This window comes from Gudongella ferriphila, from assembly GCF_046224405.1.
GTDB lineage: Bacteria > Bacillota > Clostridia > Tissierellales > Tissierellaceae > Gudongella.
The window spans coordinates 149,300-172,977 of sequence record NZ_JBJXRK010000001.1; the positions used below are offsets into that span (position 1 = coordinate 149,300).

The following is a 23,678-nucleotide window of genomic DNA, read 5'->3' on the forward strand; positions in this document are numbered from 1 at the left end:
CAATTTTAAATATTGATGGCAATCCAATCAGCTGTATCTTTTATAACTTTATCTGCAAATGCTTTATCCTTCTCAAGAATATTGAAAGTATGATTTGCATTATCAATGATTCTATACTCACTGATTTTTCCATTACAGGCACTCGCAATTTCTTTAGAGTGTATAAATGGAACTAGTTCATCCTCTGAGCCTGAAACCGCAAGTATTGCTCCTTTGTATTTTGATAGACTGTCCATTGGATTTGAATCGCGAATATCATCAAACCATTTCTTAGACAAAATCAAATCATCACGCCAATACATTGGTATTTGGGCATATCCATTTCTAGCTGCTTCTTCATAAAATTCTTCAAACCAACCTTCAAAAACACCTGCTCCATTATGGCAAGCTCCGGACCAGCTCACTGCAGCTTTAATTTTCTCAGGATACTTCCCGATAAATTCTGCCATTACACGCGCCCCTTGGCTAAACCCTAAAATCCCGATTCTCTTTGAATCAATCTTATGGCAATCAAGGAGATATGAGTATATCTTTTCAGTATCGCTAACTTCTCCGTAAAATGTTAAATCCTGTTGTTTTGCCAGACTTTCACCACATCCTGCAAAGTCAAAGCGTATAGATGCTATTCCTCTTTCTTTTAGAGATTCTGAAAGTTTAATAAATAAATTTCCTACTTCATCCTTAAAAGAACCTGTCCCATGACACAAAATAATAGCAGGATATTTTTCACCTATGTTAGGACTGTTTAATATAGCTGGAATATCATATAATTCACTCTTTATTGAAACTTTCTCTTCCATTTTACCTACCCTTTCAGTAATAAATAATCTTTACTTCCTATTTATCTATTATTATTCTTTAACTAAAACTCTTTTCACTAACCTCTCTCTAATTGACTTGCATTACCTCTAGTACATTGCGGTTGATGTTAGAATCACATAACCTTATTATAAAATAGCACATTGCACCATGACAGGAGTAAATACTCATTTCCTATCCCCCCACATTTTTTCTTCTAAAAGTCAATGTGGGTGCTGAATTTAGTCATATTCCTTCGAATCTTCATCTGGTTCTTGAGCTTCTTTACCGGCCATCAAGTCCTTAATCCATATTGGTACATTTTGAAGTGGCCTTCTCTCTTTAAGATGCTTGATCACATCTTCAATATCTTCATCTCGCCAGAACCTATCTCGAATGTAGCATCTGCGGCAACAGTAATTGCCACTCTTTGATTTATTCTCAAACTTAGTTCCACAATAATAGCATCCATGCTGATAGATAATTGGATTCTTATGTTCCCAGTCTCTTTTACATTCTATAGAGCAATATGTCTTTGGACGCCCTTTCAGCTTCTTCTGATTAATCCGCTTTCCACAGTTTTTACAATGTTCTCTGATTACCTTTTCAGGCTTTGGCTTACTATAATCCTGCCCAAAGCCATCCAACCCTCGGCTCTTACAAAAATTCCTGACACTATCTCTACTTAGATCCATGGCAGTGGCTATACTGCGGTATCCTATGCCTAGTTTTCGTAATTCAATTATTTTCTCTTGTTGTTCATTAGTCATTTGCATTACCTCCAATCTTTTGATTGGTATCTAGTAATGCGATAGAATTTTTGTAAAGTCAAGATATATTGCGAGCTAAGATAACTATTAATTTTACCTATATTTAGTTAATTGAATTAGAAGTTATTTTTCTTAATAACATCAAGGGCATTATTGGTTATATTAGCCCCTTCATAGGTAATGATTAGCTTGTCAGGAAAATATTCTTCATAAATGTCTTGCTTTTTAAGCCACCTATTATCGTAACTTTCAACCCCTAACATTCCTAGATGCTCCCAGTACAGCTCAGTTCCATCTTCTTTTATGATGGTAAAGTCAGGTTCAATCCAGCGACCATTCGCATATTCTAATTTTTTCTCGTATTCATAAATGATGCCATTATCAGCTAGAAGATTGGCAATGATAACTTCTGATTTACTCCTAACCTTATCTCCTTTAACTGTTGAATAAATTCTATTAAGCATGTGTTTTTCTACACCTAGATATTTGGCTATCTCTTGATGTAGCTCGTTTGAAGAATCGCATTCATTTATTAGATAGACAAGGTAATCTAGCAGCTCGTGCTTATATTTCAATTTTTCATTTATCTCATCCATGATGTTTTTCATTTTCTCATCTGATATTTCCTCTTGAAGTACCTCAACCACTAACCGTCTATCTAGCGGTTTTTTCGTTGTAGCCATATTTGTGACAACGGCTTCATAAACCTTGTCTATAATGGTTTGAACATCTAACTTTGTTTTCTTTACTGTAGAAATCAAATTCTTTGTTTTAGTACTATTTATAATGTCTAACAAATTATTTTCTTTTATATCATCTAAATTTTTAAGTCCAGAAAACCCCTTAGACTTGATTGCCAATACCCCACTATTTAAATAATATGGCAAACAAAGTTGTATCTCTTCGTCTTCAAAATATGGCAAAGTTCTTAGACCTAATCCTTGTTCAGCTATTTTCTTATAAACTCTTCTTATTTTTTCTTCATCAGGAAAAGAACCTTCTATGAAATATTTTCTTTTTACATCAACGTTCTTGTTAGAATATAGTAAATATGCGTTGGCAACTCCTCCATCTCTAGCGGCTCTTCCTATCTCTTGGTAATATTGCTCAACTGATTCCGGGATCATATAATGAATAACTACTCTGATGTCTGGAATATCAATTCCCATACCAAAGGCGTTTGTTGCAAAAATTAAGTTAATCTCATTCTCCTTATACTTTGAAATAACTTCTTGTCTTTCTTTGGAAGTCATTTCGCCATGGAAATGAATAGACCTATACCCTTTATCAGAAGCTTTCTCAGCTAATCTTTCTACCCCTCTCTCGCTCCCAATTCTATATACATAAACAAGTACTTTTTCATTCTTATGGATTTTTACTATATCCCACAACTTATCTTCTTTTTCATTTTCATTGATAAACCTAAGTACTTTAAGAGATATTTCAGACCTCATTAAAAGATTGTCTCTAACTATGTTCTTCTTATCTATTTGAAATTCCGTGCATATATCCACTACTTCCTTTGGGTTTAATGTTGCAGTCAAAGCTAAAGTCCTTGGCTTATCTTCCTGTGTTCCATAGACACGTTCCAGGAAGTCAGGAATCCTCTTATAAAAAGGTCTAAAACTGGTCCCCCATTGACTTACACAATGAACTTCATCAATCACAAGAAGTTTGATTTCATCTTTTCTTTTCTTAATACAGTGTTCAAAAAGACCATCAGTAGCAATTTTTTCAGGGCTAACAAAAATGAACTTTGGTGTTATAATACCATTTGCAAAATCTAAAAGTGTTTTTTCTTGATTTGCAGAACTCATACCTCCATGAATACTTAAGACATTGAACCCTTGCTCCTCAATTTTTTCAGCCTGTTCATCTATTAACGCTATTAAAGGAGATATGACGATAGTTATTCCACCCATTAATATTCCAGACATCCAGTATATTAAAGACTTCCCACCGCCTGTGGGCATAATACAAAGGGTATTATCTTTTTCAACAACATTAGATATAACTTTCTTTTGAAAAGCTTTTAAAGAATAATTGTTTTCTTCAAATTCCTTGGATAGTGTTGGAAAATGATTCTTAAATTCTAAATCAAGATTAAGCATAGCCAAAACCTCCATCTCGTATCTGTTGCTTCAGAAATGATATTTCCTCATCATGTTTCTGCGCAACATACCCCAAGAAAGAGTCGACAAATACATACCTGTATTCAGGGTCCAAATAAACATCATTTAAATCAGCTTTCTCTTTAAGCATTTGAAATATTTGATGTGCATAATAAGCAAATAATTCATACGGGTAGAAGTAATTCTGCTGAGTAATAAATTTATTAATATCTATCATAAGAAATTCGGAGTCTTGTTTGCAGCCAAATGTATTTTTATCAGTTAAATACCAAAGTGCCCATATAGCATCTCTGCTTCTATTTGGAAAAACAGCTGGATAAACTTTATAAAGCATGTGAGTTTTTATCCCACCACCAATGACACCGTAAACCGTATAATCATCTGTATCAAGTATTCCATATCCTAGATCTTCATAGTTATTTATTTGATCGTATGATTCTTGATCATATATTTCGTGGTAGTATTCTTCTGCAAAGTTGTGCAAATTACTTACAACTCTTAATAATTCATTCGGATCTGAGACATTAAATTCATAACGATATTTATCAAGTTCTTTTGCTCTTTTGTTATGTATCGTAGAGTGAATAATAGGACATTCATTTTTAAGAACTGTAGATTTAAAATATTGTGGGTCATCTTCATATTCCTCTAGAGATTCCTCATCAAAAATTGCAACGTACTTTTCTCTGTCCCGCTCAAAGTTGCTAATGCATTCCTTAATAATGTTAATAAATTTCTCCTTATGATTAACCTTATTGCTTGTTTTTACATTTTTAACACCTAAATTTCCAGCAATTTTTTTGACATCATCAGCTGTTACAGCATTGCCAGCTTCTGATTTGATAAATTCATCGTAATATTTACTAAAATTATTTCGAATCGCTTCCAACACCTGCTCTACATGCTCGAACTCATAGCATTTTGCCTCTATATTTCTCTCCTTTTGATGTGTGTACATTTTTCCCCCTCCATTTCTATTAATTTAAATTTGCATCACTATATAAAACTTCCTTGTGATCAACTAAAACTCTTCCCGCTAATCTTCTTTATTAACCTGCAAAACTGATCCCACTCACCCGGAAACTTGTTATCACCATACTTTTTTATATTTCGACCACTTTTGATGATTTCTAAACTCCACTGAGTTCCATCACAAACGCCAGGTTCAATATACTTAGACTTCCAGTTTAGTAGATCCAGCAATTTCAACTCATCAATAAACTTATCAAGAGTGTTCTGCCGGATTATCTTTGCATAATAATCTTTAGAGCCGTCACCTAAATGGTTCCATTTAAGCTTTCTACTTTGAAAACTATTTCCACTTCATAATAGCCACCAAAGTAACCACCAACGGATGCTGTGATTCCTTTTATCTCCTTGTAAGCATTATCAATGGCTGTCTGTCTATCCCATTCATTTTCACAGTCCTTACAGTAATATTCAGGATCAGAATCAGTGATACAGCAGCCACCAAGTTTTATTTTCTCCTCTTCAGCCATTAAAAAAGCTTCATGAGTTGGCATCCCATAGAGGATCTTGATTACATTCAGAGAACCACATTTAGGACATTTCTTGTAGTTAATTGCCATATCATCACCTCTTTACTCAATAAACTTATCAAACTCAATCAAACTTATATCCGAATTCTATTAATCTTTTCCGGCAGATTTCTCTTTCTTCATCAGTAAAGAAGTCATTATATTCAGGCTTTAAAACTAATGCCTCCACAGACAAGTCAAGACGATTATTTTCCCAAAGAACTTCAAATCCATAAGTACCTCCACTTTTAGAGATAAGTTGTTTTGCAGCTTTTAGTCCACCTTCCCTTGCCACAAGCTGAACAAATCTCGAAGCGTTATATTTAAGTTCTTTCTTAGCAGTAAAATATATGTTATTCATTTCTTCATGGAATTTGTTTTCTAACGAACTCATTTCACAACCTCCATTATTATATTTCACTCATAAAACTTTGATTTATTGTTAGATACCCTCTATCATTATGACAAACCTCCGCCCAGTCCAAAATGGCAGCTATTACAAATCCTGGTCCAAACGCTGTCTCTCCTATTTGTGCACCATGCACCTTATGTGCTATATAGCCTTCTACTGAATCTAGCGGTAAGTCATCACTTCCAAGTTTAGCACCTGAACGAGCTTTACCCTTCATAGCTTTGCCCCCATTTTGAATCACAACTTCAACAGCTGCATCAAACACTTCCCAAAGAAGTTGATTAGGTACAGGAATCTTATTTGACACTAGTCCCTTTCCGTTGGGGTCAAAACCTATTTCACAAAGATCTCCACTATACAGTGGAATGGAAGTAATACCACCACTATCATTCAATTTTGTTTTTATTCTTTTTACGACCAAGCTATCATTTTCTGTAATTGGCTGATTATCCACGGTCATCATATTGCTTTCACTCCTCTCTTCTTTATTTGTGGGAGACAAATCTAATTTTGCTAAAATGCTACTGAATTTTTTCTTTACAGCAGGGTATGATAGACCTTTTTCATTTTGAAGAGTTTTGAAGTTTCCTTGTGCCTTAAGAAAGCTCTCTATAAAGTCAATTTCATCTGTAGATAGGTAGTCAAATTTACTTAGAGGAAAATCACCATTTAATTCTAGTTCACAATTATTACAACTCAATTTTGTTGCTATCAATTTTTCACTGCATCTTGGGCATTGAGCCACTAATTCTCTTACCATAATATCCCTCCTAATAGTTAAAGTATATACATGTTATTAGTAGTTGTCAATATAGTTGTTAATATTATTTCCAACTACTTTGAATTTAATAAAAAACAACTGACTTAGGATCACCCCTAAATCAGTTGCTCATACTGCTTATTCCCCATTACACTCCATCTCAGTTCCATCCATGAAGCGGATGATAATTTTTCCCGTCTCAAAGACTTTGATATGGTCCAAGGTTCTTAAGATGAAGTCCGTACCGATTTCTTTGATGTGTTTCGCCCCTTCGGTCAAATCTGCAAACTGAACAGCCCTGTACTGTTCCAGTGGGTTTCCAAACTCTGCGGTGGTTTCCCATTTCTTTTTTAGTTCTTCTCTGTTATCAAGGAGGGCATTCCATGAAAGGATGAAGGCATCAATCAAAATCACTTCATCAATGTGCCTGTTGGTGCAGCCCTGTACCCCTTTGACCTTGTAGCGTTCTTGGCATTGCCATACCTTTCTGTAGCTGTTCTTCGACTTCCAGCCTTTTCTCGTGAATGCCTGATTGCAGGTTCCGCAGACTACTTTTCCTGCAAAGAAGTTTTTTTCTGGATTGTGTGAATATGAGTTGGTCCCATGTTCCTCGATGTAATTGCCTCTTCTATCGTATTCCAGCTGGACCGCTTCCCAAATCAGCGGATCAATAATGGCTTCATGGTTTTCTTCGATGTGGTACTGCTGAATATGGCCTTCATTCTTTGCTCGCTTTTTAGTCAGGAAATCAACGGTATAGCTCTTTTGCAAAATGGCATCGCCCTTGTACTTTTCATTCTGAAGCATGCTTTGAATCGTCTTTGCATGCCACTTGGTCGTTCCATTCCAGTTCTTCACCTCTTCTCTTTCAAGTATTCGCTTGATGTGGTCAACAGTCTTGCCTGATAGGTATTCATCGTAAATCTTCTCTACAATTTTAGCCTGCTCTCGATTTATGACCAGCTTGCCATTCTCATCAGTGTCGTAGCCTAGAAAACGCTTAGTGCTCATCTTGAACTGTCCGTTCTCAAAGCGTCTTCTAATCCCCCATGTGGAGTTCTCACTGATGGATCTGCTTTCATCTTGGGCAAGGGATGAGAGGATGGTGAGTAGCACCTCTCCTTTGGCATCAAGTGTGTTTATTGCCTCCTTCTCAAATATGACTCCTACACCTAGCTCTTTCAATTCTCTGACAAAGTTCAAGCAGTCCAGTGTGTTCCTTGCGAATCGGCTGATGGATTTGGTAATAATCATGTCGATTTTCCCTTCTCTGCAGTCTTTTATCATCCGATTGAAGTTCTCACGCTTCTTTGTATTGGTGGCTGAAATCCCCTCATCGGCATAAATTCCAGCCATAGTATAAAGTGGGCTGTTGTTGATGTGTTCCGTATAGTATCTTACCTGATTTTCATAGCTTAATAGCTGTTCTTCGTTGTCTGTTGACACTCGGCAGTACGCTGCCATTCTTTGTAGCTGGGGCATCTGGTTCGTTTCTGATTCCCCTGTCGTAGTCTGTCTTGCTGGTATAACTGTAATGCTTCTCGCCATCGATCATAACCTCCTCTATCACTGTTTGCTCTGTAATGTTTTTCTTTGATGCGATTTCATCAGCTATCTTTATCCCTTTGCAGGTGGATTTTCCTTTAGTAATGTAGGTGGAGCACCACCACTCAATGCGCTTGTTGTAGACCTGCTTTCGTCTTAGGGCCTTTCCGCAATGTGGACAAATAAGCATCCCCGATAAGGGGTATCTGTTCTTGTACTTCTCTACTCCACCTGTACCTATTTTTCTTTTTCTCTTTCGCTTTTCCATGAGTTCCTGAACCTTCTCCCAGTCCTCAATGCTTACAATGGCTGGATGGTTTTCTTCAATGTAGTAGGCTTGAACCTCACCGTTGTTCCTGACGGTTCTTCCTCTCATGTTTTCAGGAGTGTAGTATTTCTGAAGAATACAATCCCCCTTGTACTTCTCATTTTTTAGCATCCCTCTGATTGTAGTATCCTGCCACTTCTTTCCGGTTATCGTCTGAACCCCCTCTTCATTTAGCTTTGCAGCTATTTTGAATGACCCAATTCCCTGAAGGTACATGTCAAAAATTTTCTGTACGATCTTTGCTTCCTCAGGGTTGATGATCAACTCACCATACTCGTTTTTGTCATAGCCCATGAAGCGCTTGGTGTTGACCATAATCTCACCCCGCTCAAATTTCTTCTTCATGGTCCACTTGTTGTTTTCACTCATGCTTCTGGACTCTTCCTGGGCAAAAGAAGCGAGGACAGTAAGCATCATTTCACCGTCCCCTGATAACGTATTGATATTTTGTTCTTCAAAAAAGATACCGACACCCAGTTCCTTAAGTTCTCTTGCAACTTTTAGAACGGTGACGGTATTTCGTGCAAATCTTGAAACCGACTTTGTAATGATGAGATCAATCTCTCCTGCCCTGGCTTTCTCAATCATAGATTTAAATGCTGGTCTATTTTCTGAGTAACCGGAGATGCCTTGATCTGCATAAATGCCTACATATTCATAGGCAGGATTTGATGTAATACTACGCTCATAGGTCGATGACTGATTTTCTAAAGAGTCTTCCTGCTTCAAGCTATCTGTTGAAACTCGAGCGTATGCACATACTTTTAATTTCTTCTCTTTTGGTGCAATCGGTTTGATTACCCTAACTCGCATGCTGCGTCCTCCTTTCTATTTGGGGTAGTCTATATATCACTCTAAAGCCCCTATAAGTCAAGCATTACAAGGGTTTCCACCCCATTAATAATCAGTCTTAGCAAACAGCTAACCGGCAAAAAATAAAGGCCAACCAAACATTAAATTTTGTTTGATTAGCCTTATTTTTATTCGTATTTCACATAGCACTTGAAGCCGGCTTTCGTCAGTTCTTTAATGAGGTTTTCTGCATTTTCACGATTGCTAAAAGCCCCAACCTGTACTCTATAGTATTTCTTTGACTGGATATCTTCCTCGATGTCATCTTTAATACGATCCACGAGAATCAGCTCATCTTCATTTACCCATGTCATAATGCCCGCTGATTCCTGCTTTGTTTTCTTATCCACTCGCTTACCAAGAAGGACGCATAGCTTTCTTGCATGAATTACTGGCTTATTGTTGAATTCCGTCTGTGTTACCTTATGGTGAAGCTCTTTGACCCATGCCGGAATAGTAGGCCCACCGGGATAATACTTAGAAGCTGACGGCTTAATAGAAACCACATCACCAATCTGAAAGCTTTGGACCTTTTCATCCGTTTTTGATAGAGCCTTTTTTACCGCTGCCCTAAAGGTATCCATGTTCTCTCCATGCTTTGGAAACCAATGGCCAACATCGGAGTGGTTTGATGCAATCCCTTTTTTATTCCCTTCTGCATGGCTGATGATGTCTTTTTCAGTTAGACCGTACTCTTTACAGAGGAACACACAAAGGTCTACTGCATTTTGCCATGCTTTTCTAAAGTAAACTTCATTTTTCTTTGCATCATAGCCTACCATCTGATTCTTAGAATAAGAAAACCCACCCGGCTCACATATCTCAAAACCGATGTGGGTATTATTCGCATCTCCTCCTGCATGCCAACCTCGATGGTTCCAAGGCAGGTACTGCCAGATTTCCTTATCGTCCAGAAAGGCATGGACACAGACTTGACGGTTGATTTCTCCAGCCTTATAGGATTTGTTCCATCTGCTGAACCAATCAGCAGCCATCACACCAGGTGTTGCAGTGGAATGAACCATAATGCCTTTAGGTTTAATCTTTCTTCCGGCTGTATAACAATCATTTCTGGTCATGTACTTTGTTTTTAAATTACTTAGTGCCATCCTTATCCCCTCCGTCTTTTAACTGCTCCAAGATGTCTCTTAGCTTATCCGGGATTGGAAGTCCAAGTCTTGTTGAATTTTCAATAATACTGATTCCTTCATTGGATAGATAAAAGAAAATCACTGCAGTCCTAATGGCACTGCCATCTCCGATGATGTTCTGATCAATGATATGGGCTACCCCTACCAAAGAAAAAATCACCACTTTCTTGAAGATGCCCTGAGCACCTACATCGCTGGACAGGTGTTTTTCCAAAATGGCGCACATCACTCCAAGAATATAGTCAATCACCACAAAGGCGATCAGGGCATATAAAAACCCATCGTATCCTCCAAGAAACCAACCAAGCCAACCACCAATGGCTGCAAAAGCCATTTGAATAAAAGTCCAAATATCTCTCATGTAATTTCCTCGCTTTCATTTTTGTGTATAAAAAAATGCCCTATTTATAAGGCATCAGTTCTTATTCATAAACCCTGCTACTGCTAGTTTTATCTTTTGTTATCTTTCCGATGTAGTCACTAAGTCTTCCTTTTCCAATTCTTCCTCCGCTGTCCACTGTAAAATCAGTGTAGAATCCGTCCTTCCCAAACCTGTGAGTTATTTCAGTTATGAGTCCAAGGTTTGAAGAACCTTTATCACTAACGATTACTGCTTCGTCTCCAAGTATAAGCTGCGGCCTAAAAGGCCCTGAAAAACTCTCGATCTTACCCACATATTGAAGGCTTAGAGCTATCTGGTTTGCATAGCTTTCACCATCGGTTAGTGAGGTTCCTTCAGGTACATTCACATACAGAGTTTTATTTGCCTGTAAGTTCCATCCGGTATAGGTTTCAACATCCTTATAAACCTTAAGTGAGAAGTCTTGGTTGTGGACGCATACTCGTCTATAGGCTTCTTGATCATCCCGTACAATGCTTCTTGTAAAAATGTCTTTACCCCTGTAAAAGGTGTAGGTGGTATTTCTTGTAAAGCCAGCATAGTTTGATGAACCTATTACTACCGTTCCATCTACAAGTTCTTTTACTTGCCAACCATCCAGAGCCTTTAGAATCTCCATGATCCCTTCAAGACAGCTCATATTCGCATCAAATTGATAGCCTGCATAAGTGCTGGTGTTTTCTACAAGCATCTCATCTGAGCTTATGTTCGCCCTAAACAGTATATCCTTCAAAATCTCATGAAGGACCATGTATGAGTATGAGTTCTCCTCATCAAAGCTCTGATCCCCTAGGGCTTTTCCGATTATGTTTCTACCATCCACACTGACAGCTTCAGATAGAAGAGAAAAATTGCTTCGATCCACATAGAATACTCCCATTGGGTAAGGTTCACTATCTCCCAAAACTAATTCAAATTCGACCTTGCTACCAGGAGAAAGAAGACTTGATTCTTCTGATATGGCCACATTACCTTCATACTCAGGATTTTCATTCATAGGATTATCAAGACTTAAGGTAAAAGAAGCAATAGGGGTATCCATGGAATGCTTAATGGAACCGCTGTTAAGGTATCGCTCCATTTCAAAAGTAAACTCATAGATTAATAGCTTATGGGTATCAGAGGTTCTATAGCTTCCCACAACACCAAATCCCTGAAGAATTTGAAGCTCTAGCTGCTTGATTGTAACATCAGGACTGATCTTTATAGGAGAGAGCCAGGTGGGAGAGCTATACTCACCGTTCAATTTTTCAGTAGGCTTTCCATATAATTCTTCACCTGTCAGATAGAAAAGCTGCCCTTCTGTCTTTGGAAACTGAAGAAAGTCAGGGTATTTTCCCTGACCAACTATTCCTGTTGTAGAAAATACAAGATCCAATTAAACCCCCTCCCCAAGTACTAAAACAGCCTCGGCATTAAGAAGATAATTGGTACCCTTAGGTATCTCGTTGATATGGTGCCTTTTAATGAGCACGATATCTCCTTCTTGAAGAACTGTAGTATTGAACTTCATAATTGGAAGCAGGTAGCTTTGCCAATCGAAGAACTCCATGCTTCCATAGCCTTCTGTGATGTAGCAGTTAATTCTCAAATACTTCTGAGTGGTGTTGATATGGATATATCTATAGGTAGTTTCATTGGAACTATATCCCAATCCGGTAACGTAATTGACCCATGCATCTTCAGAGTTATCCTTTGTGGCAAAATCATAGTAGCTTCTGGCATAACCTTGCCTTGTCCTAAAGCTGATAACAAAATTAAAGCCTTCCTCTGAATAAAGCTCAACCATCCCGCATTGTCTCGTACTACTAATTGTCCCGGTGTGGAAATAATGATTATTGATAACCTCAGTCCATTTTGCATAAGATGTTGGAATAACAAGGACATCAAGAAAACTAAATTCCTCGCTTGCATAGTTAAAATCTCCAAATTCGGTGAAGTAGTGGTCTGTGATCACATTTCCATTTACCTTGACTTCTTCAATATCAGTTGTCTTAAAGTTTAGAAACAGCTTGTTGGCTGCGGCTTCCTCCGCAGAAACCACATACTCATAATACATATCTCCATCGTAAGTCACAGGAAGAGAGCCAACACCTGTCCATATCAGCCTATCCACTGGGATGTCCAGTTTTCTATCCTTGAAGGTCTTACCGAAGTATCTGCTGCCTGTAGCCTCGATTCCAAGAACTGCATAATTGCTGAACTGACAATTTAGCTTTCTTGTTCTCGCTACAGCATCTGTGGTAGCTGTGGCACTCATGCCAACATTGGGCTGGCATAGATATTTGCTGGTTGATATGGCCAAGGTGTTAGAGGGTACACTTCCTGCACCAGCTAGATAGTCTCTTAGAGTTGTATACCATTCACCACCATCTGTAAACTCATCAAACTCAACAAACACTGTGGCATAAATATCTATGATCCTTACCGGTGTCTTTTCTATGGTTAGTTGATTTCCTTCTGCGTCTGTTATCATGGCGTGGGTGTTAATACTAGTTGTTGTTTCGCTGATACCAACTTCTGTGAGAATATTTCCGTTAAACTCAGTCGCTTCAAGCCTTATGGATTTGGTCCATTTAGATACAGGAAATGCCCTGATCAGCTCTACGGTGGAGCAAGGTTTATTGCCCACTCGGTTAAAAAGTGTGGTTCTTGTTGGATCCATGGTTCCACTACCAGTACCAAATACGATTTGGTCAAAGTAACTGCTAAAGGCCACAAGCCTGGTATAAATCCTATCAAGGACCATATTTTCAGCTTGGCCTCTTAATTCCACTTCACCCGTCTCGACATTAGTTACTACAATGTCAAATCTATTGTGAAACCTTGGTTTTATCTCTGTCCTCATGATCATTCCTCCTATGGATTTTCAATACTTGAGTAGATCAGCTGGGTTGTTATGGTAAGTCCCACAACTCGAATTCTTTCAGAAAGGTCAAATATATCGTGATAGGTTATAGAGACTAGAACAGTCAAAGTATTTACGGAGACTGTTAGTATTTCTTCGATTCCAGGATTGGGGGAGGGGATGAGCTCTGTTGGATAAAAGCTTACTGTAAAGTCCTCCAAAGCTCCACCATATCCGATGAGGTTTCCCAGCTGACCTTTGTATTGAATCGTAATTGCACCTTCTACTTCATCAAAGGCTTCCTGGTAGTTGTCATGCAAGGTAATTAGAAGGGCATTTTCCTCGGTGGGGTGGTGCTCGATTTCCTTAATAGCATAGTCTACTTCCTTAAGTTCTCCACCAACAAAGTCTCTTTGAATTCCAGTTACCTTAATAGCCTTTTCATCATGAACGAATGCCTCTATCTCATAGAGGTAAAGGTAGCTTGAATATCTGGTGGTTATGGTCCATCTGTGGTAAAGATAAGCATCGGAATACTGCCAATAGTATTCCTTCCATCCTTGTGTATCATCACTTGTTCCAATAAATAGATCCGTCCAGTTAACTCCATCGTCACTTCCTTGAACCTTGAAATCCTTTGGTCTATAGCTGCTTCCCAAATACCACCTGAAGCCTCCCAGTCTTATGGGTCTTACTGTACTTACCTGAATCCATTGCTCACCGGTCGTCCTTGTATACCACATGGAGGAAGTAGCTCCATCAAATGCATTTGAAGGATAGTATGAAGAATAAGTACTGCTTGCCGCATAAAAACCAAACAGGTTTACGAACTTTCCAACGATGAAGGGTAGTTTAGGAAGTATCTCAAGGTTTCCCATCACCCTGTCACTAAATTTAATGGCAATCTTCTTTCCTTCACTCTTACTCATTCCACACCTCCTCCACCACAGGTAGCGGTATCTCAATGGGCACCAGATTATCTGGTGTGAACTCGATAAAAAAGTCATCCATCATAAGACCAAGCTGTGTTTTAAGGTTCTTAATGGTGAGCCTTACACTCCCTTGAGCATTGTTCATACCAACCAGAGTCTCCTCAGACACTGAAGCTTGATACTTGGTTCCTCCAATATGAGTCACACTACCAACAGGAATCACCATTCCAAAGTACACATCTTCCAGAAATAGGTTAACCACCTGTAGTTCATGCATTGGGTAAAGAGTTTCAAACTGTATGGTTCTACCCCAGTCACCGCCTCCGTCATCAACGTTCTCGATCCATAAGAATTTATTATAAGCATCATGAAAAATGTGCTCTAAACCCGATGAATAAGGAGAGTAGACCCTAATGGTTTCTGCAGGCTCAAACACATCATGATAGGTAATCTTTATCAGTTCTGTCTTTGACTTCTCCAAATATGGCTTTATGGTTTCTGTTGCTATGGCCATACCAGCCCAGTTTCTCTCTGTGACCATCCAGTGGATGTTTCCTGAAGAATCCTCAATGGTAAACCCCATCCTAAAGTCATTGGTGATAAACATATTAAGGGATATGGCAGTGGCAGTGAATTCCACAAGTTGTCTTTCAGGCTCCCACACATTTGTAAAGTCCACAGTCTGGCAGTAGCTTGAATAATATACCTTCCCATCGGTTTTAATATAGGAAACGATGACGCCTTGGTCCTTGTCCGGGAAATTCACGTTCTTCCAGCCTCTTATGGCTTTAACTTTCGTAACTGAAGAGGAGATCTGCCTTTTTGTCTCACTTAAATCCCACAGCTGACTCCATAAGACTCCATCTGAATCTACCCAGAAAATAAAGGGCTTCTCATCCGTTGCAAGTCTCCATTTTCTTCTATGAAGCTGCCAGTTACCGTTAAAGGCTATGGCCACAGCACTTCCTTCTCCAAGTTCAAACTGCTGAACCCATCCTAGCTTAAAGTAATCAGGATATTTCCTGATTGAGGTTTTAACGATACCACCTTCTATGTGGATTTCGTAGATACTGTCCGGAGACCCGTAGGGAACTCTTCTTCTTGCAGCCAAGGATATATCCCCTAAATTATCCGCAGTCCTTATGGTTTCAACAGTCCAGTAGTCTGAATCCATTACGGTGGTCCTGGCCCTGCTTACCCTTATACTCATCTTTGGGTCAGCCTTGTTAGCTGGTGTTTGCTGAGGGCTTTTTAGCTTTTCATTCAAGTGGGAGGTGATACTTCTCATGCCATCACCTCTTCTTTAATAATCATAAGAAGCATGCCTTCAAAGTAGCTTTTATCCTTATCACCATGAGCAAAATTAATTCTTTTCCACTGGATCGGTTCATCTATATAGATCAGATACTTTTTATCTAAAAAGATTAAGACCAGGGGAGTACCCTGGTCTATTAACGTATTAAGTTTATCCGCTTGATTATTGGATGAAATGATGGTTCCTTCCATGCTCTTTAATGGACTACCAATAATTTGAACATGATATGTTCCATCAAGGAGTCTGTTTACCTGTTTATTGGAAGCACACTTTATTGGAGAGACTTCCTTTAAGATCCTTGAAAGAACTTCACCATTTGATGTTTCAAGTCTTATCATCAGATCCTAGCCTCCCTTCTAAATTGGTCCATGATTATTTCCACAACACCTGTAAGCTCATTCTTATTATTTATTCCTCTAACTTCAATGACACCGGTATGTTCAACAATTGACCTCACACTGGTCTCTTGTCTAAAGCCTTGAAAGTTTTCGTTCATGTTTAAGTTCGTATCAAAATCAAAGTCAGTTGGAACAGATTTCTTCATATCCTTTGATACTTTGTTCATAATATGACTAAAACCTACTCCGATACCTTCCCCCATGTTTTCACCAATTCCTGCAAATACTAATGAAGGTGAATTAATACCTAATATACCTTTAACACCACCAACAAGCCCATCAACAAAGCCATCCACCTTATCTTTAATCCAACCAACCATAGAGGAAATACCATCCCAGAGACCTCTTACAATATCTTTCCCAATACTAACAATTGAAGTTGCTGCGGTACCAACTCCTTTTAGAATTGCAGTAACGATTTGTGGTAGTTGTGCTACCAATTGAGGTATTGCTTTAATGAGTCCTGCAGCCAACTGAACCGTTAGTTTTACTCCCATCTCGATAATCTTTGGAAGGTTATTTGTGATGAAAGTGATGATTCCATTAATGATTTGAGGCAAGGCTTCAATCAGCGTGGGTAGAGAATTTAGTATTCCTGTAGCCAGTCCCTGGACAAGTTGAAATGCGGCATTAAGAATTTGGTCCATGTTTGAAATTAGCGTATCTACAATAAGAATGATAGCTTGTACGACAGATGGAATCAGCTCTGGAAGTGCTATACCTATCCCCTCAACTAATGTAGTTACTAGTAAAATTGCTGCTTCAATTAGCAGCGGTAGATTATCGATTAGCGCTGCCACTATGGTCATCACAGCATCCACAGCTGCTGGAATCAGTTCTGGAAGCAAACTGAGTAATGTCCCAAGGACCTGTCCAAAGAGGTCTGTTACCGTACTTAGAAGCACTGGTAGCAGTTCAGCAAGTGCAACTAAAATGGCATCCATAGCAGGTGGCAGTGCAGTCACAATGTTCTCAATGATAGGCACAATGTTTTTAACCACTGATTGGAAGGCATCCACGAGATTTTCTGTCAGATTTGTCATGTCCGCATTGGCATTTCCTAATCCTGCTGTAAATGAACCGAGAGCTGCTTGTAAAAGCCCAATAGATCCTGTAACCGTCTCTGTTGATTCACGAGCGAAGTTTCCAGCGTACTGCTCTGTGTTTTCAAAGAACATCTGCATGGCTACCTCAGCTTTCTCTGCCTGAGTAGCTGTGGTCCAAGTGAAATCAAGTCCCTTTGCAAGAGCATAGGCTTCGATATTTGTCGCATTCATAGCCACGCCTAGATTATCCATCATGGTAAAGTTGCCCTTTGCAGCGCCAGCAACAGAATCAAGCGCAGTCTGCATGTCGATACCCATAACGGATGCCATATCAGCGGCTCGTTGCATAGCCTTTTCAGTAAGCTCTAGACTCTTTTGCTGTTCAACACCGGATCCTTGAAATAAAGCACCCATCTTATTGGCTGTGGCAAGATAATCACTTTGAGATACACCCAAGTTCTTATAAGCTTCTTCTCCAGTCTTTTGAATGGAAGCTGCATGCTTACCAAATACAGCCTCTGAGCCACCGAGATTTTGTTCCAACTCACCAAACTGCTGAACAACTTCCTTTCCAATTTTAATAGCTGCAGCTCCTGCCGCCACAGCCACAGTTCCCATTGCCACACCGATGCCTTTAAGGATTCCACCCATCTTGTCAAATCTTCCACCTGCATCATCTGCGGCTTCTCCAGACCTTATTAACTCTTCACCTAAATCTTCAGCACTGGCTGCAGAATTCTCAAGTTCACGCTCCATTTTGATAAGATCCGCATTGGCGTTATTCAGCTGAATCTGCCAGGCTTTCGTACGCTTGTCATTTTCCCCGAAGGACTCAGCGGCGTTTTTCAATGCAGCTTCTAAGGTGCTTATTTTATTTTTCTGTTCATCAATTTCTTTATTTAGAACTTCATTTCTCGCAGTTACCGCCTGTAGTGATTTATCTTGTTTGTCAAACTGGGACGTGACTAGATTCATCTCAGAGCCTAACACCTTGAAGCTTTGGTTAATATCCCTTAAAGCGTTCTTAAACTCTCGCTCCCCTTCAATCCCAAGCTTAAATCCAAATGAATCTGACAATCTCCTCACCTCCTCCTTCAGGGCATGAAAAAAGACACCTCATCAGAAGTGTCTTGATTAATGAAATTTTATTTATTATTCTGCTAGTGCTTCGTCAATTGCCGTTTGAATTGTCTCATGGCAACAAACTCCCAGTGGATTTTTAATTTCGCATTTAGAATTTTTCATAGCACCTGTGATTGCTAATACATCTTTCATCTTTCGTGCGCCTTTATCTCTTACTGCTTCTTTCACCTGGTTAATAGTAACTTGACTGCAATAGCAAGCATACCTAGGGTCCGCATCTTTCTTAAACCAAATAGGAACTTTTACTTGCTCTTTGCTAAACTGAATTCCTTTGTTTTCACTAAAGTATACAGTATCACAATCTTCGTTCATACAAATTGAATAATTCATAGTTTCTACTGATTCTACATATTCTTCTTTAACTAGGTGTTTAACTGTTATATTTTTCACTTTTTTGCCCTCTTGGTTACAAATAGGACACTTATTCATATCTTCAGTAGTCATGGTTAAATCTACAATGTCACCACAACAACTACAGCCTGTATTATTTGACATTTTATCCCTCCATTCAGTTCGCCATACACATTATTATATATGACAAGATTGAAATTTAATAGGAATAGTTTATAGAAACTCAGGAATAACATCGTCGATGTAGTATTCCTTTCTTGGTTTTGAGATACCAATAAACTGTTTATGGCATTCCCAAAGGTCCATCAAGTAACCGATGGGCATCAGCCACACTTCATTTTCTCTTCTACTTAGATGAGTCGTTCCATAATAAATCAGTCGGGTAAAGAGTTCCTGATCACTTACCCGACCTCCTAGTTTTTTGAGGGTTCACTCTCCACATTCCTCTTGGTGCCTTTCATCATGCTTGCCATAATGGCATTCTTGTAGTTAGCTAGATCAAAGGGCGTGGTGAGAAGCTCTACTTCTTCTTCTGTAATCAGCTCTCTTTTATCATCTTTATTCTTGATGTTATGAATCTGGATAGACTGATTGGCCAGAAGTGTAATAAGCCACACAACCTCATCCAGTGCGAGTTCAAAGCTCTCACTTTTCATCAGCTTCTCACCCAGGTTTTCAAGCCCACCATACCGTTTAGCAATTTCCTTTGTAGCTTTGGTGGTGAGAACCAATTTAAACTCAGTACCCCCAATATCGATTGTGGTGCTTCTTTCTTCAGCAGCTTCATCAATCTTCAATTTTTCATCTGCCATGATCATTCCTCCCTTACGATACAACAACAGTAGCTACTGAGGTTGTTACACTCTCTGCCCCACTAGAGCTTAAAACACAGTAATAGTAGTAAGTGTCTGCCAGCAGGTCTGTTGGTATATCAAAGCTGACAGATGTTTCCCCGTTGATGCTTGTACCGCCAGTAGAACTGTCAACGGTATTTACATACCACTGATACGTCACAGGATTTGACGTGTTGGTGCTTGCCACCACAGAAAGACTTCCTGTGATACTACCAGCTGTTACTTCAGTCAAGGTAGCTGGTTGTGTTGCTATGGTTATGGTTGGGGTTACGGCTGTAAAGTCTGGTTCGTATACGGATGTGAACCAGCTGGAAATCGTAGATGGTGCTACACCATTGTCCCCTTCAGTGACTTCTGCTTTCCAAGGATGCTTGCTTTCACCGTCTAGTTTGTTTCGTCTGAACACCGTTCCTTCTATGGTGGGACTGCTAAAGGTAATAGAGTCTCCTTTTGTAGCAAGGCTTGTGGCAGGAACGCTAAAGATGACCCTGTAAAGCCAAAAATAACGATATTTCCCATTGGCCTTCTTGGCGCGAAACCCTATGGCCACAGGACTTCCGCCATCTTCGCTTCTTGATACCACTACATTGTTGCTGTCGATTTTACAGCCCGTCAAATCCTGTGCCACCAAGGACCCAATATCATCAATCCCTAAGCTTAGAGATCCACTTTTAAACTCCTTCACGACCTCAGATGCTCCGTCATCCGCATAAAGGATTGCTTCAATCAGCTCCACACTAAGCTCTGCTGTCATGGCTTTCGCCAGGACTTTAGGTGTACCATAGGTTTCGATGCCATTCTGGTCTTCAGTTATCTTGGCGTAATATAAACTGTAGAGTAGGAAAGAACCGCCTTACCGTCTTTCGATGGCAGGTTTGTCCAGTCCTCTCTCCGAACCGTGCTTACCCCTCTCGAAGTACACGGCTCTCCATTGTTCTTCAATTTTAGAAAACTCATCATTTTGGGTGGTGAATATTTTGGTGGCACTGATGGCAAACAACAAGCGTTTTTCTTTTCTTTGAAATCATAGCACGTTCCCAAAGTTCCTTACCTTTAAGGTCTTTTACTTTGTGAATATGGTGAATTTCATATTTTCCTGCGCCTGTTTTACCGCACAACTCACATATATCCGCATTTAACCGTTTATCAAAAGTGTTTCTGTTATAACCAATTGTAACTGCCGCTTTTGTTACGGTATCAGTTGCATTTGCACCCTTGCAATTGGTGTATTTTGCGAAATACATAAGTTTCTTACCTGCTTTTGTTTCATAAGGAATAGCCCACGAACCTTTACCGTCCTTAAACTTTTCCTTAATCTTCGTAATGCGGGTTTTGTGCTTTGTCGCCAGCGTTTTCAGACAACTATATTCCATTAAATAGTTAAAGTAATTTAAGTCGCTAAAATTACTTGCTAAGGAATAATAGTTGCATATACCACGTAGTTCGGCATTAAAAATGGTGATGATTTCCAAATCAGTAGAGTTCCTGAGTGGCACTTTGCTAATCGGAAACATCTCATCGCATTTCTTTTGCCTAACAATGCCTTTTGAAAACAGAAACTTGCTGATTTTATCCTTGGGTATGAGCAATTCCACTTTGTTGTTAAGCGTTCTTTGTGTGGGTCGCCCTTTTCCATGGGGTTTAATCGAACTATTCCTGCGGATACTAACATCATAGCCGAGAAAACGGGCTTTTTCTGAACTGTGTGTAATAAGAGTTTTTTCATCGCTGAGTTCCATTTTCAGCGTTCCGCTGATAAACTCAGCCAGTTTTCTCTTGATTTCCACACAATCCTCACGGTTTCCCTTAACGGCGATTAGAAAATCGTCTGCATAACGAATATATTTGATTTTCTTGTCGTCCTGCGGAGTATATGGGGTTCTCATCATTTCTGCTCTCACTTGTTTATATTGTTTGAGCAAGTCCTGCTTTTCTTCCCCGTCCGCACAATCAATCAGCTTTTTCAGTTTGACCCTCTGTGTGAACAAACGGTTATACTCTTTTGTCCTTACAGTTTCATTAGGCTTGTCAAATTCTGATTTCAGCGTAATCACAAACTTGTCCAGTTCGTGCAAGTAGATATTGGCGAGCAATGGCGAAATAATTCCGCCCTGCGGCGTACCGCTGTAAGTGTTGTTATACTGCCAGTTTTCTACAAAGCCCGCTTTCAAAAATCTGTAAATCAGCTTAATCAGCCTTGCGTCTTTGATTTTCTGGTTGATAAACCCTACCAATACGGCGTGGTCAATATTATCGAAACAACCTTTAATATCTCCCTCAACAAACCACTTAGCCCCTGTAAACTCCTTTTTGAGAGTTGAGAGAGCCGTGTGGCAACTTCTTTTTGGGCGAAAACCATGAGAGCAATTTAGAAATACTGGTTCATACACTGCTTCCATGACCATTCTCAAAACTTCTTGGACGAGTTTGTCCGTGAAAGTTGGTATCCCGAGTGGTCGCATTTTTCCGTTTGCTTTTTTGATATAGGTTCGTCTTGCGGGCTTCGGCTTATAGGTTTCATCTGCAAGGGAAGCGATAATTTTATCTATCTTTTCCTTGCTGAACCCGTCTGCGGTGTCGTTGTCAACTCCATTTGTTGCCGCTCCGCTGTTGGCATACAAGTTCTTATACGCCTCAAACCAAATATCTTGACGCAAGAGGTAGCGATAAAGCCTTGTAAAGACTTCTTCACTGTTTTTCGATGAATTTTCCTTAATGCTTGCTAAAATTTCCATTGTTGGTTTCATTTTGAGGTTTTCCTCCCTAATCAATTTTAATTTTAGTACAGAACAACTGCGTCCCTTCGCCTTTATGACGGTGTTACCGTCCCTGACTACTACGAACGCTCCGTAACCTTGCGGAATATTCAAACCCTTAGAGGTCATAGCCTTACGGCGTTTCCGTTTAGGTTATCCCCAGTTAGCATGATGTGTTGGAAATTGTGGATTCTCGGTTTTGCTTTCGTTTCGTTAAAACAGGTTCTCCTGCTCGTTGCGCAAATTATTGATAACAATAAGAGTCAAGATACTCCTTTTATTTGTCTTTGCACCATAGGTTTCAGGCACTTTCCTATGTCCAATCGGAACGGAAACTTGAAACTCACATTCGGTAAACATAACCTAAACCTTATATCCACTTTACCTTGCAGTTCAGTCGTGTTATATTGCCTTAAACAACTTACTGCTTTCCTGCCATGCTCTGTTCCCGTGTCAGCTTTCGCCTTTCGGTTAGGCAGGTGGTTTACCGCGTTATCTTACGGTGTAGTTCCCACACTACAAAACAACATCATGCCCTATCTGGGCGCACATCCAATCCGATTGTTGCCATTTAATCTTCCTCCGTTTCATATTCTTTCATTACGTCAATGGCGTAATGATGAAATTTTGTATCGTTCTCGTAGCCCACATACTGCCTATCCGTTATGGTCATACCGCCTGCTTGCAGAGCTTTTGTCAGTTCCTTTTTTCGCTTGTTATAGTTCTTCTTTGTAAAAAGAGACAATCTGGCTTCTGACACGATCATATAGCTTTGATTATCTGCAAAGAGATCAAGCCTATCTGACATAGGTGTGATGACCAAGTATTCCTCTGGTGGTGTATCTGAAAACACACCGGTCTCCACAGGAATGTTTAGGGGCGCTAGTATGTGGTTTATATCTGCAAGTAAACTCATAGTTTTTCAATCTCCTTATCCAGAGCACTTTTCATTGCTTCCATACAATCCTTTTTAGATGCTCTTTTTGAGGGCTTGAGCCATGGCTTTGGCGGTTGACCGGACTTACCATACTCGATAACCGCAGCCTTTAGTGCATTGGATACACCTTTACTGTCTTTGGTTGTCGGAATACCAACACGAAGCGTCCAATCCCCTTTATAGTTCTGTACCGGCTTCGAGGATTCAAGAGATTCTAGTAGCTCACCCGTTGACTGGGATGGTCCCTTTGTTCCCTGACCAATGCGAAGGGCTAGATTGCTCTTTGCTTTCTTGATGGCTGGCTCTGCACCTTCTTGAAGGACCCTCGGTACAATATCATCGAACTTGTTATTTAGCTTTGAGAGCTTATTGATAAAATCCTCTGGCATCTTGAAAGTTGCTTTCGCCATGT

Annotated in this window: 22 protein-coding genes and 1 pseudogene; all 23 read right to left on the reverse strand. The window is 39.5% G+C overall.

Annotated elements, in window-relative coordinates; translation table 11 throughout:
• Window positions 1-5 precede the first annotated feature (5 nt).
• A complete protein-coding gene (locus ACKVDP_RS00790; RefSeq protein ID WP_409226882.1) occupies window positions 6-800 on the reverse strand; it encodes an alpha/beta hydrolase family protein in 795 nt (264 codons plus the stop codon).
• Window positions 801-1,040: 240 nt separating this feature from the next.
• The gene (locus ACKVDP_RS00795; protein ID WP_409226883.1) at window positions 1,041-1,568 is read right to left on the reverse strand and encodes a hypothetical protein; all 528 of its coding nucleotides are present in this window, start codon (window positions 1,566-1,568) and stop codon (window positions 1,041-1,043) included.
• A gap of 116 nt (window positions 1,569-1,684) precedes the next feature.
• Window positions 1,685-3,679 carry a RecQ family ATP-dependent DNA helicase gene (locus ACKVDP_RS00800; protein ID WP_409226884.1) on the reverse strand — a complete coding sequence of 665 codons (1,995 nt, stop codon included), beginning with the start codon at window positions 3,677-3,679 and terminating at the stop codon, window positions 1,685-1,687.
• A complete protein-coding gene (locus ACKVDP_RS00805; RefSeq protein WP_409226885.1) occupies window positions 3,672-4,658 on the reverse strand; it encodes a hypothetical protein in 987 nt (328 codons plus the stop codon). Before ACKVDP_RS00805 ends, ACKVDP_RS00800 begins: the two co-directional genes overlap by 8 nt.
• A 319-nt stretch (window positions 4,659-4,977) precedes the next feature.
• Window positions 4,978-5,289 (reverse strand): hypothetical protein, encoded by a 312-nt coding sequence (locus tag ACKVDP_RS00810; RefSeq protein WP_409226886.1) that lies wholly within the window; start codon window positions 5,287-5,289, stop codon window positions 4,978-4,980.
• 34 nt (window positions 5,290-5,323) lie between these two features.
• Window positions 5,324-5,632, reverse strand: a complete 309-nt coding sequence (locus ACKVDP_RS00815) for a hypothetical protein (protein ID WP_409226887.1) — start codon at window positions 5,630-5,632, stop codon at window positions 5,324-5,326.
• A 16-nt stretch (window positions 5,633-5,648) separates the two neighbouring features.
• The gene (locus ACKVDP_RS00820; RefSeq protein ID WP_409226888.1) at window positions 5,649-6,410 is read right to left on the reverse strand and encodes a DUF2089 family protein; all 762 of its coding nucleotides are present in this window, start codon (window positions 6,408-6,410) and stop codon (window positions 5,649-5,651) included.
• Between the two features lie 138 nt (window positions 6,411-6,548).
• Window positions 6,549-7,892: a recombinase family protein gene (locus tag ACKVDP_RS00825; protein WP_409227181.1), complete on the reverse strand. Its 1,344-nt coding sequence runs from the start codon at window positions 7,890-7,892 to the stop codon at window positions 6,549-6,551.
• Window positions 7,819-9,096 carry a recombinase family protein gene (locus ACKVDP_RS00830; protein ID WP_409226889.1) on the reverse strand — a complete coding sequence of 426 codons (1,278 nt, stop codon included), beginning with the start codon at window positions 9,094-9,096 and terminating at the stop codon, window positions 7,819-7,821. Before ACKVDP_RS00830 ends, ACKVDP_RS00825 begins: the two co-directional genes overlap by 74 nt.
• Before the next feature lie 167 nt (window positions 9,097-9,263).
• Complete coding sequence (locus ACKVDP_RS00835) at window positions 9,264-10,244, reverse strand: N-acetylmuramoyl-L-alanine amidase (RefSeq protein WP_409226890.1); 981 nt, start codon at window positions 10,242-10,244, stop codon at window positions 9,264-9,266.
• Window positions 10,231-10,647, reverse strand: a complete 417-nt coding sequence (locus ACKVDP_RS00840; RefSeq protein WP_409226891.1) for a phage holin family protein — start codon at window positions 10,645-10,647, stop codon at window positions 10,231-10,233. Before ACKVDP_RS00840 ends, ACKVDP_RS00835 begins: the two co-directional genes overlap by 14 nt.
• Window positions 10,648-10,708: 61 nt before the next feature.
• The gene (locus ACKVDP_RS00845) at window positions 10,709-12,064 is read right to left on the reverse strand and encodes a hypothetical protein (RefSeq protein ID WP_409226892.1); all 1,356 of its coding nucleotides are present in this window, start codon (window positions 12,062-12,064) and stop codon (window positions 10,709-10,711) included.
• Window positions 12,065-13,534 (reverse strand): hypothetical protein, encoded by a 1,470-nt coding sequence (locus ACKVDP_RS00850; protein ID WP_409226893.1) that lies wholly within the window; start codon window positions 13,532-13,534, stop codon window positions 12,065-12,067.
• Between the two features lie 11 nt (window positions 13,535-13,545).
• Entirely contained in the window at window positions 13,546-14,463 is a 918-nt protein-coding gene (locus tag ACKVDP_RS00855; protein WP_409226894.1) for a discoidin domain-containing protein, read from the reverse strand.
• On the reverse strand, window positions 14,456-15,754 hold the full coding sequence (locus ACKVDP_RS00860; RefSeq protein ID WP_409226895.1) for a hypothetical protein: 1,299 nt from the start codon (window positions 15,752-15,754) through the stop codon (window positions 14,456-14,458). Before ACKVDP_RS00860 ends, ACKVDP_RS00855 begins: the two co-directional genes overlap by 8 nt.
• The gene (locus ACKVDP_RS00865; RefSeq protein WP_409226896.1) at window positions 15,751-16,119 is read right to left on the reverse strand and encodes a hypothetical protein; all 369 of its coding nucleotides are present in this window, start codon (window positions 16,117-16,119) and stop codon (window positions 15,751-15,753) included. Before ACKVDP_RS00865 ends, ACKVDP_RS00860 begins: the two co-directional genes overlap by 4 nt.
• A complete protein-coding gene (locus tag ACKVDP_RS00870; protein ID WP_409226897.1) occupies window positions 16,119-18,302 on the reverse strand; it encodes a phage tail protein in 2,184 nt (727 codons plus the stop codon). The genes ACKVDP_RS00865 and ACKVDP_RS00870 overlap by 1 nt, the downstream gene beginning before the upstream one ends.
• A 75-nt stretch (window positions 18,303-18,377) precedes the next feature.
• Window positions 18,378-18,863 (reverse strand): Csac_0668 family 2Fe-2S cluster-binding (seleno)protein, encoded by a 486-nt coding sequence (locus ACKVDP_RS00875; protein ID WP_409226898.1) that lies wholly within the window; start codon window positions 18,861-18,863, stop codon window positions 18,378-18,380.
• A 269-nt stretch (window positions 18,864-19,132) separates the two neighbouring features.
• Window positions 19,133-19,531, reverse strand: coding sequence for a hypothetical protein (locus ACKVDP_RS00880; protein ID WP_409226899.1), 399 nt, complete (start codon window positions 19,529-19,531; stop codon window positions 19,133-19,135).
• Between the two features lie 13 nt (window positions 19,532-19,544).
• Window positions 19,545-20,396: pseudogene (locus tag ACKVDP_RS13825) on the reverse strand (major tail protein); the annotation flags it as partial.
• 133 nt (window positions 20,397-20,529) lie between these two features.
• Window positions 20,530-22,320 carry a reverse transcriptase/maturase family protein gene (locus ACKVDP_RS00890; RefSeq protein WP_409226900.1) on the reverse strand — a complete coding sequence of 597 codons (1,791 nt, stop codon included), beginning with the start codon at window positions 22,318-22,320 and terminating at the stop codon, window positions 20,530-20,532.
• 580 nt (window positions 22,321-22,900) lie between these two features.
• Window positions 22,901-23,245, reverse strand: coding sequence for a hypothetical protein (locus tag ACKVDP_RS00895; RefSeq protein ID WP_409226901.1), 345 nt, complete (start codon window positions 23,243-23,245; stop codon window positions 22,901-22,903).
• Window positions 23,242-23,676 carry an HK97 gp10 family phage protein gene (locus ACKVDP_RS00900; protein WP_409226902.1) on the reverse strand — a complete coding sequence of 145 codons (435 nt, stop codon included), beginning with the start codon at window positions 23,674-23,676 and terminating at the stop codon, window positions 23,242-23,244. Before ACKVDP_RS00900 ends, ACKVDP_RS00895 begins: the two co-directional genes overlap by 4 nt.
• Window positions 23,677-23,678 lie beyond the last annotated feature (2 nt).

Bases quoted from the DNA above. Each gene is read 5' to 3' on its own strand.
- ACKVDP_RS00790 (WP_409226882.1), bottom strand. From the start codon at position 800: ATGGAAGAGAAAGTTTCAATAAAGAGTGAATTATATGATATTCCAGCT.
- ACKVDP_RS00795 (WP_409226883.1), bottom strand. From the start codon at position 1,568: ATGACTAATGAACAACAAGAGAAAATAATTGAATTACGAAAACTAGGC.
- ACKVDP_RS00800 (WP_409226884.1), bottom strand. From the start codon at position 3,679: ATGCTTAATCTTGATTTAGAATTTAAGAATCATTTTCCAACACTATCC.
- ACKVDP_RS00805 (WP_409226885.1), bottom strand. From the start codon at position 4,658: ATGTACACACATCAAAAGGAGAGAAATATAGAGGCAAAATGCTATGAG.
- ACKVDP_RS00810 (WP_409226886.1), bottom strand. From the start codon at position 5,289: ATGGCAATTAACTACAAGAAATGTCCTAAATGTGGTTCTCTGAATGTA.
- ACKVDP_RS00815 (WP_409226887.1), bottom strand. From the start codon at position 5,632: ATGAGTTCGTTAGAAAACAAATTCCATGAAGAAATGAATAACATATAT.
- ACKVDP_RS00820 (WP_409226888.1), bottom strand. From the start codon at position 6,410: ATGGTAAGAGAATTAGTGGCTCAATGCCCAAGATGCAGTGAAAAATTG.
- ACKVDP_RS00825 (WP_409227181.1), bottom strand. From the start codon at position 7,892: ATGCCCCAGCTACAAAGAATGGCAGCGTACTGCCGAGTGTCAACAGAC.
- ACKVDP_RS00830 (WP_409226889.1), bottom strand. From the start codon at position 9,096: ATGCGAGTTAGGGTAATCAAACCGATTGCACCAAAAGAGAAGAAATTA.
- ACKVDP_RS00835 (WP_409226890.1), bottom strand. From the start codon at position 10,244: ATGGCACTAAGTAATTTAAAAACAAAGTACATGACCAGAAATGATTGT.
- ACKVDP_RS00840 (WP_409226891.1), bottom strand. From the start codon at position 10,647: ATGAGAGATATTTGGACTTTTATTCAAATGGCTTTTGCAGCCATTGGT.
- ACKVDP_RS00850 (WP_409226893.1), bottom strand. From the start codon at position 13,534: ATGAGGACAGAGATAAAACCAAGGTTTCACAATAGATTTGACATTGTA.
- ACKVDP_RS00855 (WP_409226894.1), bottom strand. From the start codon at position 14,463: ATGAGTAAGAGTGAAGGAAAGAAGATTGCCATTAAATTTAGTGACAGG.
- ACKVDP_RS00860 (WP_409226895.1), bottom strand. From the start codon at position 15,754: ATGAGAAGTATCACCTCCCACTTGAATGAAAAGCTAAAAAGCCCTCAG.
- ACKVDP_RS00865 (WP_409226896.1), bottom strand. From the start codon at position 16,119: ATGATAAGACTTGAAACATCAAATGGTGAAGTTCTTTCAAGGATCTTA.
- ACKVDP_RS00875 (WP_409226898.1), bottom strand. From the start codon at position 18,863: ATGTCAAATAATACAGGCTGTAGTTGTTGTGGTGACATTGTAGATTTA.
- ACKVDP_RS00880 (WP_409226899.1), bottom strand. From the start codon at position 19,531: ATGGCAGATGAAAAATTGAAGATTGATGAAGCTGCTGAAGAAAGAAGC.
- ACKVDP_RS00890 (WP_409226900.1), bottom strand. From the start codon at position 22,320: ATGAAACCAACAATGGAAATTTTAGCAAGCATTAAGGAAAATTCATCG.
- ACKVDP_RS00895 (WP_409226901.1), bottom strand. From the start codon at position 23,245: ATGAGTTTACTTGCAGATATAAACCACATACTAGCGCCCCTAAACATT.
- ACKVDP_RS00900 (WP_409226902.1), bottom strand. From the start codon at position 23,676: ATGGCGAAAGCAACTTTCAAGATGCCAGAGGATTTTATCAATAAGCTC.